We start from the raw sequence: 12,671 nt of genomic DNA, 5'->3' as shown, positions 1-12,671 counted from the left end.
AGTGTCTCTACGCACTCACTGACAAACGAGCACAGGGATTTTCGCCTGCGTCAGCACCTTGTTCGTCACGCTTCCGATGAGAAGCATCGAAAGTCCACTGCGCCCATGCGATGACATGACGATGAGATCGCAGCCTTTGTCCTCGGCTGCAGCGATGATGGCTTGGTGGGGATGCCCGCTCTCCACTTGAATCGTCTCGCAGGAAACGCCAGCCGCCTTGGCCGCATTTGCCGCGCGATCGAGCACGCTCCTGGCCTGCTCCTTGCGCACCTCGGCATATGTTGCGACGGCTTCAAGGAAGCGCCCTGTCAATTCCGAGAACGGTTCCACGACGAAGATGACGGATGCCTTGGCTCCAAGGAATTTCGCCAGCGCCAAGCCATGCGTCACCCCATGCTCCGCCAGCTCCGACCCATCTGTTGGAATGAGAATATGCCGGTACATGCCTCACCTCCCGGTTGTCCGGACGTATCCCTGCCTCCCGGAGGTTAGGCACGAGTTCCCGGTGCCGTCTTGAGATAAATCAATCCATGAACACGGCGAGGACGGTCGGACGCCTTCTTGCGGGGTGCAACGAATTACAGTCAGCCAAGTTGATCGTGGTCGGAAGTTCCGGATTGGAGGAACGCCTCTATGATCAAAATTCCCGCAGCACTTCTCGTGGTTGGTGCGATATCACTCGGCACATCTGCATTGGCTGCCCCGATCACTCCCTTATCCACGACCGCCAAGCCGACGGCACAGGAGAGTGACGTGGCGCGGGTGCGCTGGCACTGGGGCCATTGGCACGGCGGACATTATCGCTGCGCCCCCTACTGTCGTTGGGGCGGCTAGGTATGCCCGCAAGGCACATACGACATAGCTCCCGTCACTGCCGCACAGTGGCGTGCGGCTTTGAAGGAAGCAGCGTGACGGCCGCGAGGGTTCCCAATCCGCAGACCATGGCCGCGCCCGCGAAGAGCGAGGCGTAAGCATCGGCCCGATCCGCGGTACCGAGCAGGCCACCCAGTGCGGCGATGCCGACGGCAAAGCCAGCTTGTCGCACAACGACGGTCGTGGCCGATGCCATGCCCGCCTGCTCGATTGGCGCCAACGCGACCACGGCGCCGGATAGCTGAGGATGGGCCAGGGCGGCTCCAGTGCCGCTTAGGAACATTGCTGCCACGACCAACCATTGCGGCGGCGCATCGTTTGAAATCAGCGCTGCAATAAAGGTCGCACTCCCCGTGGTCATGAGGGTGAGGGCCAATGCGAAATGCCATCGCCATCCAAGCGCGGTGACGCTCCTTCCGCCGACCGGTGGCAACAACAACATCGGGACTGTTGCCGCGAGCATCACCATTCCGGCTGCATCGACGCTCAGGCCAAAAGCAGTGGCGAGAAACGGCGGCAGATAGACGAGCAAGGCCCAATACCCAATAGAGACCGATGTGAGAAGCAATGCTATCCCCGCCATCGCCCCATTCAAGAATACTGCCGGATCAAAGATGGGTTGGGCTCGCCCGCGTTGCTGGAAAACGAAGGCAGCGAGCAGCACGATGGCAAGGCCAGACCCCGCCCAAAATGCCATCGGCGAAGATCGACCATGCAGAAGCGACTCGATCAGCATGAAGAGAGCGCCAGTGAGAATGGCCATTCCGGAAACGTCGGGCGGGCGTGGTAACGCTTCACGCGCATCATCGACGAGACGCGGGACGCTCCAGGCGACAAGGGCGCACGCAGGAATGTTTACCAGAAATATCCATCGCCATCCGATCCAGGACGCGACGATGCCGCCAAGCGTTGGTCCCAATGCCATCGCTATTCCGGACATTACGCCAAGCCAGGAAAAGGCACGCGTCCGCGACACCGCCTGCGGATATGTCGTGGCGATCAGAGCAATGCCACCAGTGATCACGAAGGCCGCCCCAACACCCTGGACCGCGCGTGCAAGCGACAGCGACAGACCGTCCCATGCTAGGGCGCACACCAGAGATGCCGCAGCAAATACGAGGTTGCCGCGCAGCATCACCTTACGACGACCATATCGGTCGGACAGCGCCCCGGCGACCAGCAGCGAGCCTGTGAACGCAAGGCTGTAGGCATCCATGAGCCAAGCATAGCCGGCGATTCCGAGTTTCAGTTCGCGCGAAATTGCCGGCAAGGCGACGACGACCGCCGTGACGTCGAAATTGCCCAAGAAACCAGCCAAGCCTAAAGCAAGTGCCGGCCGCATGGAAATTGGCTGCGTAGTCTCATCCGGCCCGGCTTGTGGTTCGCTTGGCGACATCTCGGCATTCATCCAGATCAACAGCGGAGGCCGAGAGAAAAACATGATCATCCGTTCACATCACCATGAATTTCGTTCATAGTGAGAGGATGCGAACACTTCCTCCCTTTGACGGCCTCGTCGCCTTTGAAGCGGCTGCTCGCCATCGCAGCATGACGCTCGCAGCCGGCGAGCTCCATCTCACACAGAGTGCGATCAGTCATCGCCTGAAAAAGCTCGAAGCTTTTGTCGGCGCGCCGTTGTTCAATCGCACTGGCACCGGATTGGCGCCCACGCCAGCCGGCATCTCGCTGCTGGAGAATATTGTTAGATTGCTCGATGACATGGCGGGTCTCCGGGCTCGATTCAGAGCCGAGGCTCGCGCGAACTTGAAAGTCGGCGTCGGGACAGCGCTGTCGCACTATTGGCTGGCGCGTCGATTACCAGGCTTCATGGCGTCGAACCCGGACATTGGGCTCGAGCTCGTCGTCCTTGAAAGCGAAGCGCAGATGCGCGCCGCAGATGTCGACGTCCTCATCCTGTGGCTGCCCAAATCCACGGCGCGATCGAACTCCACGCAACGCCTGCTCTTCAATGAGCGGGTCTTTCCGGTTGCAGCACCGCGCTTTGTTCGACGAGGTCGACCGCTGTCGAACCCGCTCAAATTTGCCAGTCTGCCGATCATCCACAAGGGACCATTTGGCCGGAACGACGGCGCCGAGTGGTCATGGCCGGTGTGGTTTGAGAGGCTCGGGATAGAAACGCGGGTGCCGGACGGCATGCGCTTCAGCTCCCTGAGCTTGGCGCTCGCCGCGGCAATCGAGGGCGCGGGCGCCGTCCTTGCGCGTTCCCTGCTCGTTCAGGACGCGATAGCTGAGCGCAGGCTGTGCCGTTTGCTGCCGCCGAAGTGGGATATGCCGTCCAGCAAAACACATATTGTCCGCTGGCAAGCCGTCTTGACGGGCGACAAGCGCGTGAATCGGTTTGCTAACTGGATTGCCAACGAGGCGGATCGCACGTCAACCGGCAGTTAGGCCCCGCATCTTGCCACCCCCCGGCCGCCTTCGCGTATGCGCCGGCGACTAGCGGGCGTCTGGGCCAGAGTCATTTGCGATTCACCGATTTGCAAAGCGCATCAATGCCTTGCCGTGCGCAAGGCCTCCCTGGCCGACGGCCGCCCTTCTACTTTGCATGGGATTGTTTTCGACCCTTTAGTTGCGAAGCGTCCCGATGGGCCGCCTCACCTATCCTCACGCAGCGGGCTATGGCCGCCTGCTAGTGATGCTCGATCGCGCGGATCGCGCCCCGCAGCTCGGCGAGCCCGCGCAGGCGGCCGATCGCGGTGTAGCCGGGATTGGTGCGCTTGGTCGCGGCGAGATCATCGAGCATGCGATGGCCGTGGTCGGGGCGGAATACGATCTGCTTGTCCGGCGCGCGCAGCGCGTTCTCCTTCAGTAACGCCTTCAGCACGGCGACCATGTCGACGTCGCCGTCGAGGTGATCGGACTCGTAGAAGGACAGGCCGTCGGCCTCGCGCTTGGTCGCACGCAAGTGCGCGAACGCGATGCGCGGGCCGAAGCGCTCGGCCATTGCCGGCAGGTCGTTGTCGGCGCGCACGCCGAGCGAGCCCGTGCACAAGCAGATGCCGTTGGCCTTCGACGGCACGGCGTCGAACAGCGCCTGATAGTCGTCGGCTGTGGATGCCACGCGCGGCAGGCCGAAGAGCGGGCGTGGCGGATCGTCGGGGTGCAGCGTCAGGGATACCCCGAGCTGCTCCGCCACCGGCGCGACACGGGCGAGGAATTCGGCGAGATGCTGGCGCAGGATCTCTGGCGTGATGTCGCGGTACTGCTCGAGCCGGTCGCGGAATTGCGGAAGGGTCATCGGCTCGGTGGTCGAGCCGGGCAACGCGCTGGCGATGACCATGACGAGATAGTCGATGTCGGCCTGGCTCATCTTCTCGAAGAGCTGTCTCGCGCGGGCCTGCTGCTCGGGCGAGTACTCCTGAAGCGCGGCGGGACGTTTGAGGATGTGCAGCTCGAACGCGGCAAAGCGATCCCCGTCGAAGCGCATGGCACGGGCGCCGTTCGGCAACTCCCATTCGAGATCGGTACGGCACCAATCGACGACAGGCATGAAATTGTAGCAGATGATCTTGATGCCGGCGGCAGCGACCGCCTCCAGACTCGCGATCCATGCCTCGATCGAGCGGGTTGCCTTACCACCAAGCCGCTTGACGTCGTCGGGGATCGGGATCGACTCCACGACCGACCAGGTCAGTTGCGAGCGGCCGGGCTGGCCCTTCTCGATGAAATTCTTGCGCTCCTCGACGCCCTTGCGCGTCCAGGCCTCGCCGATCGGCACCTGATGCAGCGCCGAGACGATATCCGTCGCGCCGGCCTGCCTGACATCGTCGAGCGACACGGGATCATCGGGCCCGTACCAGCGCCATCCCTGCAACATCATGCCATTTCTCCCGGCTTAGTTCGCGGTCAGCACGACCTTGACGCTCTGCGAGCGGTCGAGCGCGAGCCGCAAGGCATCCGGCGCGGTCGACAGCGGTCGCTCGGCCGTGACCAGCGACAGCACATCGACGCTGCCGTTGGAAATCAGTTCCACCGCGGTTGCAAATTCGAAGCCAAAGCGGAACGAGCCGCGCAGGTCGATCTCCTTCGCCATCACGGCATTCGCCGGCGTCGGAATCTGGCCGCCCGGCAGATTGCCGATCTGCACCACCGTGCCACCACGACGCACGATACCGATGGCACTGGCGAGGCCCGCGGCCGTGCCTGAGACCTCGAAGGCGACGTCATAGGGTCGCGCTGCGGCCTGCGCCTTCAGGCCGTCCTCGCCGCCCGAAACGTTCTCGACGTGGGAGGCACCGAGCCGGGTCGCGAAAGCAAGTGGCGCGGGCGCGATGTCGGCGACCGTGACGTCGGCCATGCCGGCGCGGTGCGCCGCAAGCATCGTAAGGAGCCCGATCGGGCCAGCACCGAAGATGATACCGCGTTTGCCCTTGACGTCACCGGCCCGCGCGACGGCATGGAGACAAACCGCGAGCGGCTCGGCAAGCGCCGCGGCCTGATAGGAGACGTGATCGGGGATCTTCACGCATTGTGCCGGGATCGCATCGAAGTAGTTGGCAAAGCCCCCTTGCATGTGCGGCGTCTTCGAGGCCGAGCCCATGAAGAAGATGTTCTCGCAGAGGTTCGGTCGGTCCTCGCGGCAGGCGACGCAATGGCCGCACCAACGTGACGGATTGACGGCGACGCGGTCGCCGACCTTCAGGTTCGGCGCAGTTCCAGCGATCTCCACGACCTCACCGGAGATCTCATGTCCCAGCACCAGCGGTGACTTCACGACGAAATCGCCGGTGCGGGCGTGGCGGAAGTAATGCATGTCCGAGCCGCAGATGCCACCGGCACCGAAGCGGATGCGCACCATGCCTTGCGCGAGCGTTTCGAGCGGATGCTCGACCATGCGCAGGTCTTCGGGGCCGAACAGGGTTGCAGCGAGAGCGACTGAAGTCATTTGGAAAGTCCCATATATTTAGGCAGCCAGAGCGTCAGCTCCGGAATGTAGGTGATGGCGATGAGCGCCAGGATCAGCGGCACCAGCCAGGGCAGGATCGCTATGGTGGTGCGTTCCACGGAGAGTTTTGCCACGCGGGCCAGTACGAACAGCACCATGCCGAGCGGAGGATGCAACAGGCCGATCATCAGGTTCAGCGTCATGATCAAGCCGAAATGGATCGGATCGATGCCGAGCTTGAGCACGATCGGCAGCAGGATCGGCACCAGGATGGTGATCGCCGCGATGGTGTCGATGAAACAGCCGACGAACAGGATCAGGATGTTGGCCAGCAGCAGGAACACCCATTTGTTGTGGGTGACGCTGAGCATCCAGTCGGAGAGCGTTTGCGCCGCCTGCGACACGGTCAACAGCCAGGCGAAGATCGACGCCGCGGTGACGATGAACAGCACCGAGGCTGTGGTCTCGATGGTGTCGAAGGTCGCCTTCGCCACGGTCTTGAACGTCATGGTGCGGTAACGCACGAGACCAAGGAACAACGACCAGATCACCGCCGCGACGGCCGCCTCCGTGGGCGTGAACCAGCCGAGCGTCATGCCGCCGATCAGGATCACCGGCGCCATCAGCGCCATCACCGCGGAGAAGTCGAAGTACCAGTCGATCGCGAGCAGCGCACCGAGGCCGATGACGACGGCCATGTTGGTCGAGAGGCCGGCGAGCGTCATCAGCCAGATCGCGAGCGGAAAGCTGAAGACGATGATGACCTCGAGCCCGGCCGAGCCGAGTTGCGGCCAGGAGAACGGCGTGTCGCTGCCCCAGCGGTTTCTGTGGGCGAAATAGGCGACCGTCGCCATCATGAACAGCGTCATCACAACGCCCGGGATGACGCCACCCAGAAACAGCGCGCCGATCGAGACGTTGGCCATCATGCCGTAGATCACGAACGGCAGCGACGGCGGAATGATCGGGCCAAGCGTGGCAGATGCGGCCGTGACACCGACCGAGAATTCGGTGGTGTAGCCGTGGTCCTTCATCGCCTTGATCTCGATGGTGCCGAGACCGGCGGCGTCCGCGATCGCGGTGCCGGACATGCCGGAGAAGATCACCGAGCCGATGATGTTGACGTGTCCAAGTCCGCCGCGCATCCAGCCGACCAGCGCGACCGCGAACTTGTAGATGCGCCCAGTCACCCCGGCGATGTTCATGAGATTGCCGGCGAGGATGAAGAAGGGCACCGCGAGCAGAGGAAAGCTCTCGACGCCCGCGATCATGCGCTGCGCCAGCGTGACATCGGGCGTGATGCCGCTGACCAGGATGTAGAGCAGCGAGGACACCCCCATGGCGAGCGCCACGGGCAGGCCAAGCAACATCAGGATGAGAAAGCCCCCAAGCAAGAGCAGCATGGCATCACCCTTCCGTTCCGTCGTAGGCACCGGGACGTTCGAGGATCGAATAGCCCTGCCGCCAGTTTTCCAATGCTACCTGCAGAGATCGGACGCACATCAACACGAAGCCGAGCAGCGCGAGGTAGTAGACATAGTTCTTTGGGAAATTGATCGTCGTCATCGGCTCATCGCCGATCACCTGGATATAAATCCACACCAGGCGGATGGCGTAGCCGAAGAACGCGATGCGGATCAGGTCGATCACGGTCGACAGCGCACGCGCCGCGAGATGCGGCAGATAGCGGTAGACGAGATCGACCTGGATGTGGCGCGACAGCCGCACGCACATCGACGAGCCGATGAAGACCACGCCGATCAGGCAGTAGGTCGCGATCTCCTCGGTCCAGGCGTAGCTGTCGTTCAGCACGTAGCGCGTGAAGAATTGGAGGAAGACGCAGAGCGCCATCACCCAGAATATCGCGAGCGCCAGCCAGTCCTCGAAAGCGTAGTGGCCGAGATCGACCTTCGGCGTCGCCTCTTCCTCGAAGGTGTGGGCGATCTCGTCCGCAGTGATCTGCCGGTGCAATTCGGCGGTGGACATGTGTTTGCTCCCCAAAATGGCCAGAACTCACGTCGCTCCGGGATGGTGCGTCAGCACCAGACCCGGAACCTCGAGATTGCACATTGCGCAATTGCGCAATGGGGTTCTCGCTTCGCGAGTCCCGGAATGACCGTAGCGGTCACTTCACCGCCTGGATGCGTTCCCAGTCGGCTTTGCGATAGCCCATGCTCTCGAACGAAACGTTCTTCATCACGGTGTCGCGGAACTCGTTCTTGTCGATCTCGGACACCGTCAGGCCCTTCTCCTTGAAGAAGCCGATCAGCTTGGCCTCGTTCTGCTTGATCTCCTCGGTCGCCTTCGCGGCCGCTTCCTGGGCAACGTCGGTGAAGATCTTCTTGTCCTCATCGCTCAGCTTCTTCCAGAGCGCGCCCGACACCACCGTGTTGAGGTGATCGACGATGTGGCCGGTCAGAACGATGTGCTTCTGCACCTCGTAGAACTTCTTGGCCTCGATCGTGGTCAGCGGATTTTCCTGCGCCTCGACGGTGCCGTTCTGAAGCGCGAGGTAGACCTCGGCGAACGCGATCGGCGCGGTGTTGGCGCCGCATGCCCGCGGCATCGCAAGATAGGCCGGCACGTCGGGGACGCGCATCTTGAGGCCCTTCATGTCGGTGCAGGTCTTGATCGGCTTGTTCGACGATGTGTGACGCACTCCATAATAGGTCACCGCGATGATGTGGTGGCCGCTCTTGTCCTCATAGCCCTTGGTGAGCTCCTTGAAGATGTCGCTCTTGGTGTAGGCCAGGAGATGATCGGCATCGCGGAACGTGTAGGGATAATAGGTCACGCCGATCGGCGGGAAGCTCTTGGCTGCGAAGCTCGAGCCGGAGATGATGATGTCGACCGAGCCGAGCGAGAGGCCCTGGTTGAGGTCCGTCTCCTTGCCGAGCTGGGACGCCGGATAGACGTCGATCTGGTAACGCCCGTTGGTGCGCTTGTCGATCTCCTGCGCGGCCCAGACGGAGGCCGTATGGAACGGCTCCGAGGTCTCGTAGACATGCGCCCATTTGAGCTTGGTCTGCGCCATGCCGGGATCGGTGGCAGCCAGCATTGCCGCAACTGAAGCCGCCAGCACCATCGTCATCTTCTTGAACACTGCTTTTTCCTCCATTGTCTAAGTCTGCTTCTCGTTGGCCCCATGGTCGCCCATGGTCATCGCCGCCGCGTGCTGCTACGCGCGGCCGGCTTTTTCGACGGCCGTTTTTGTTTTGACGGACGCGCGGTCGATCGCGCTGCCCGGGTGCGCGCGGGCGCCGGTGCCGCACCGGGCTCGGCTCCGAAATTTCGTGCAAAGCGCTCCTGCGAGCGCGCCAGATGATCGCGCATCGCCTCACGGGCAGCCTCGGGGTCGCGCGCCGCAATGGCGGCGCGCACGACGCGGTGCTCATCCAGCGCGGCGCGCCAAGTACGCGGGCTTTCGAAGTAGCGGGCGAGCTGCGAGAAATAGGGATTGAGGCGCTGGTCGAAGAGCTCGCCGACCACGCGCACCAGAACGGCGTTGCCGAGACTGCCCGCGATCGCGATGTGGAAGGCGCGATCGTGAACCATCGAGGCTTCGCCGGGGTGCTCGACCTTCTCCATCGCGATGAGGGAGGCGTCGATGCGCGCGAGATCGTCCTTTGTCGCCACGCGCGCGGCCTGCTCGGCGATGGCGCCTTCGAGAAATTCGCGGGCGCGCAGCAGTTCGAACGGACCTTCAATCAGCGTTGCAGGAACGGAGTTTGCGGGACTACCGGGCTCGATCACGTAGATGCCGGAGCCGACGCGAATGCGGACGCGGCCTTCGACCTCGAGCGCAATCAGCGCTTCGCGCACCGTCGGGCGCGAGACCTTGAGCTGCTCGGCGAACTCCCGCTCGGTCGGCAGCCGGCTTCCGACAGCGTATTCACCGCTGTCGATCAGAGCGCGCAATTGATCGGCGACCTGGCGGTAAAGCCGTCTCGCCTCCACAGCTTCCAGCGGCACGCTGGCCTCCCTGAAAGGACCGCAGCGGTTGCTTTCCCCGCCGGTCCGCCAATTTTGGAAAATTGGTCTTACCAATTGACCAGAGCATTGACCGAGGAAGGCCGGCATGTCAAGCAGCAGGAAAGCAAAGGGGGAGACGACCATGCGGCTTGGCCGCGCCAATCTCGACCGGCTGCCGTCCGGCATCCGCCGCCCGGCCTATGATCGCTCACGCGTCACGCCCGGCATCGTGCATCTCGGTTTGGGTGCCTTTCATCGCGCCCATCAGGCCGTCATCATCGACGATTGCCTCGCTGCCGGCGCGCCCGCCTGGGGCATCATCGGCGCGAGCCTGCGCAGCCCCGATACCCGCGACGCGCTTGCCCCGCAGGATCACCTTTACACGCTCGTCGTACGTTCGGCCGAAGGCACCGACCATCGCGTGATCGGCGCACTCGTCGGCAGCGAGGTCGCGCGCGAGGCCCCGGCGCGGCTGATTGCGAAAATGGCCGATCCCGCCATCCGCATCGTGTCGCTCACGGTCACCGAGAAGGGCTATTGCCACACGCCGCAGACCGGCGATCTCGACGAGCGGCATCCCGACGTCGTGCATGACCTCAACAATTTCGACGCGCCGCGTTCGGCACCTGGCTTCATCGTCGCCGCCCTGGCGCGGCGGAGAACCCAGGGGCTGGCCCCTTTCACCGTGCTCTGTTGCGACAACCTCGCCGCCAACGGTCACACCGTGCAACGGATCGTGACGCAGTTCGCCGCGCTGCGGTCGAAGGATCTCGGCAAGTGGATCTGCGAGAACGTCGCCTTCCCCTGCACGATGGTCGACCGCATCGTGCCGGAAACGACCGATGCCGATCGCGCGGCCGTCTCAACCGCGCTCGGGATGCAGGACGCCTGGCCGGTGATGACCGAGCCGTTCACGCAATGGGTGGTCGAGGACCGCTTCTCCGCGGGCCGGCCGGATCTCGCCGCTGCAGGCGTCGAGCTCGTCACTGACGTCAAGCCATTCGAGCTGATGAAGCTGCGGCTGCTCAACGCCAGCCATTCGGCGCTCGCCTATCTCGGCTACCTCGCGGGCTACGAGACCATTGCCGACACCATGCGTGATCCGCACTTCGCGCGGCTTGCCGCAGGCGTGATGGAAGATGCAGCAGTGACGCTGACGATGCCGGCAGGCACCGATCTGTCCGCCTATCGCGCATCGCTGCTGAAGCGCTTTGCCAATCCAGCGCTACACCACCGCACATGGCAGATCGCCATGGACGGCTCGCAAAAGCTGCCGCAGCGGCTGCTCAGCACGATCCAGGACCGGTTGCGCCGAGACCTGCCGATAGAAACGCATGCACTCGCCGTGGCCGGCTGGATGCGCTACGTCACGGGACGCGACGAACAGGGCCACGCGATCGACGTGCGCGATCCGCTTGCGCGCGAATTCGTGAGCCTCGCGCGCGAGCAGGGTCCGGTTGCAGAGCGACTCGCTCCGGCGTTGCTTGGTATCGGCAAGGTGTTCGGCCCGCTCGGCTCTGATCCGCGCCTGCGCGAGGCCGTGACCGACGCACTCGGCAAGCTCTATGCACGGGGCGCGCGCCGGACGGTGGAGAGCTTTATCTCCTGATCCCAAAAGCCTGACGATCAGACGCCGAGCGCAGCTTCGCCCGGCTCACGCCCGGGCACGCTCAGATGAACCTCGTGCCCTTGACGGATGGCGAGCGAGGCCGCGGCCGCCGCCGACTCGAAGGCGGACTCCTTGGTTTCGTATTCGCCGTTGATGTTGCCGTCATGCAGCACGCCCCATTGGTCGCGCACCGGCACGATCGCGTATTGGGCAAGTCCCATGGGTCCCTCTCCCGAGGCTCGATCCTGTTGCGTTCGCCGGATACAACGCTGGCCATAAGCCGCTGTTCCGCCGCCCAATCGACGGAAATTGCTCTTGATTTTTAGCCGCGCTTGGCCCACCCGGAAGGTATGAGCAAAGCTGCGATCATCGCCGCCAACGCCGCCTTTTATGCCGCCTTCGCGGCCGGCGACCTCGCGGCCATGGAACGGCTATGGGCCGACGAGGACGGCATCTCCTGCGTTCATCCCGGCTGGCCCGGCATCATCGGCCGCGCCACGGTGATCGGAAGCTGGCGCGACATCCTGCAGAACCCGAGCCGGCCGCAGATCACTTGCGCGGAGCCGCACGCGATTGTCGAAGGCGACAGCGGACGGGTGTTGTGCATCGAGATCGTCGACGGCACCGCGCTTGCCGCCACCAATCATTTCCGGCGCATCGGCAATGCGTGGCTGCTCGTTCATCACCAGTCGAGCCCGATCGCGCAGATCGTCGAGCAGGCGCACGACGATCCATCCGGTCCGAGCCGCAGCGTTCACTAGCGATCCGGCAGATCACCAGCTCGGCAGCACCGCGCCCTTGAACTTGGTCAGCACGAATTCCTTGACCTCGGGCGTGTGGTAGCTATCGACGAGGATCTTGACCCACGGCTTGTCCTTGTCGGCGGCCCGGACCGCGATCAGGTTGACGTAGGGGCCCTTCGGATCCTCGCGCAGGATCGGGTCCTTCACTGGATCGAGCCCGGCCTGCGTCGCATAGTTGGTGTTGATCGCCGCAGCGTCGACGTCGTCGAGCGCGCGCGGTGCCTGCGCCGCGTCGACCTCGATGAATTTCAGCTTCTTGGGATTGTCGGTGATGTCGAGCACCGTTGGCTTGAAGCCGACGCCGTCCTTCAGCTTGATCACGCCCTTGTCGCGCAACAGCAGCAGAACGCGTCCGCCGTTGGTCGGATCGTTCGGGATCGAGACTTTACCGCCATCGGGGATGTCGGCCCAATTCTTGTGCCTCTTGGAATAGACCCCGATCGGGAAATTGACCGTCAGCCCCACCGCCTCGATCTTGTAGCCACGGTCGGCCTTCTGGTTGTCGAGA

At 63.5% G+C, this 12,671-nt stretch carries 13 protein-coding genes; 3 read left to right on the top strand and 10 right to left on the bottom strand.

Annotated features, from left to right (window positions below; genetic code table 11):
- Positions 1 to 15: 15 nt before the first annotated feature.
- Together ACV1FX_RS37560 and ACV1FX_RS37555 are read right to left on the bottom strand one after the other, a co-directional pair.
- Positions 16 to 444: a universal stress protein gene (locus tag ACV1FX_RS37560; protein WP_473122555.1), complete on the bottom strand. Its 429-nt coding sequence runs from the start codon at positions 442 to 444 to the stop codon at positions 16 to 18.
- 424 nt (positions 445 to 868) lie between these two features.
- Positions 869 to 2,320: an MFS transporter gene (locus tag ACV1FX_RS37555; protein ID WP_473122554.1), complete on the bottom strand. Its 1,452-nt coding sequence runs from the start codon at positions 2,318 to 2,320 to the stop codon at positions 869 to 871.
- 14 nt (positions 2,321 to 2,334) lie between these two features.
- Here ACV1FX_RS37555 and ACV1FX_RS37550 point away from each other — a divergent pair, with 14 nt between their 5' ends.
- Complete coding sequence (locus ACV1FX_RS37550) at positions 2,335 to 3,282, top strand: LysR substrate-binding domain-containing protein (protein WP_473122553.1); 948 nt, start codon at positions 2,335 to 2,337, stop codon at positions 3,280 to 3,282.
- A 241-nt stretch (positions 3,283 to 3,523) separates the two neighbouring features.
- Here the strand turns inward: ACV1FX_RS37550 and uxuA are convergent, their stop codons facing one another.
- The 6 genes from uxuA to ACV1FX_RS37520 form a co-directional block, all read right to left on the bottom strand.
- A complete protein-coding gene (gene uxuA / locus ACV1FX_RS37545) occupies positions 3,524 to 4,714 on the bottom strand; it encodes a mannonate dehydratase (RefSeq protein WP_473122552.1) in 1,191 nt (396 codons plus the stop codon).
- A gap of 15 nt (positions 4,715 to 4,729) precedes the next feature.
- On the bottom strand, positions 4,730 to 5,779 hold the full coding sequence (locus tag ACV1FX_RS37540; RefSeq protein ID WP_473122551.1) for an L-idonate 5-dehydrogenase: 1,050 nt from the start codon (positions 5,777 to 5,779) through the stop codon (positions 4,730 to 4,732).
- Entirely contained in the window at positions 5,776 to 7,182 is a 1,407-nt protein-coding gene (locus tag ACV1FX_RS37535; RefSeq protein ID WP_473122550.1) for a TRAP transporter large permease, read from the bottom strand. Before ACV1FX_RS37535 ends, ACV1FX_RS37540 begins: the two co-directional genes overlap by 4 nt.
- A 4-nt stretch (positions 7,183 to 7,186) precedes the next feature.
- A complete protein-coding gene (locus tag ACV1FX_RS37530) occupies positions 7,187 to 7,765 on the bottom strand; it encodes a TRAP transporter small permease (RefSeq protein ID WP_473122549.1) in 579 nt (192 codons plus the stop codon).
- A gap of 139 nt (positions 7,766 to 7,904) precedes the next feature.
- Positions 7,905 to 8,864 (bottom strand): sialic acid TRAP transporter substrate-binding protein SiaP, encoded by a 960-nt coding sequence (locus tag ACV1FX_RS37525; RefSeq protein WP_473122591.1) that lies wholly within the window; start codon positions 8,862 to 8,864, stop codon positions 7,905 to 7,907.
- Between the two features lie 74 nt (positions 8,865 to 8,938).
- Positions 8,939 to 9,751 carry a FadR/GntR family transcriptional regulator gene (locus tag ACV1FX_RS37520; RefSeq protein ID WP_473122548.1) on the bottom strand — a complete coding sequence of 271 codons (813 nt, stop codon included), beginning with the start codon at positions 9,749 to 9,751 and terminating at the stop codon, positions 8,939 to 8,941.
- A gap of 142 nt (positions 9,752 to 9,893) precedes the next feature.
- Between ACV1FX_RS37520 and ACV1FX_RS37515 the strand changes: the two genes are divergently transcribed.
- Positions 9,894 to 11,360 carry a mannitol dehydrogenase family protein gene (locus ACV1FX_RS37515; RefSeq protein WP_473122590.1) on the top strand — a complete coding sequence of 489 codons (1,467 nt, stop codon included), beginning with the start codon at positions 9,894 to 9,896 and terminating at the stop codon, positions 11,358 to 11,360.
- Positions 11,361 to 11,377: 17 nt separating this feature from the next.
- Here the strand turns inward: ACV1FX_RS37515 and ACV1FX_RS37510 are convergent, their stop codons facing one another.
- Positions 11,378 to 11,581, bottom strand: coding sequence for a hypothetical protein (locus ACV1FX_RS37510; protein ID WP_027524742.1), 204 nt, complete (start codon positions 11,579 to 11,581; stop codon positions 11,378 to 11,380).
- 129 nt (positions 11,582 to 11,710) lie between these two features.
- Between ACV1FX_RS37510 and ACV1FX_RS37505 the strand changes: the two genes are divergently transcribed.
- Positions 11,711 to 12,121, top strand: a complete 411-nt coding sequence (locus ACV1FX_RS37505; RefSeq protein ID WP_473122547.1) for a nuclear transport factor 2 family protein — start codon at positions 11,711 to 11,713, stop codon at positions 12,119 to 12,121.
- Between the two features lie 12 nt (positions 12,122 to 12,133).
- Here the strand turns inward: ACV1FX_RS37505 and ACV1FX_RS37500 are convergent.
- A partial coding sequence (locus ACV1FX_RS37500) for a MetQ/NlpA family ABC transporter substrate-binding protein (RefSeq protein ID WP_473122546.1) occupies positions 12,134 to 12,671 on the bottom strand: 538 nt, incomplete at its 5' end.

The organism is Bradyrhizobium ingae, from assembly GCF_055791185.1.
Note: the sequence above shows the minus strand (reverse complement) of the source record. Positions and strands in the feature narration are given on the sequence as shown.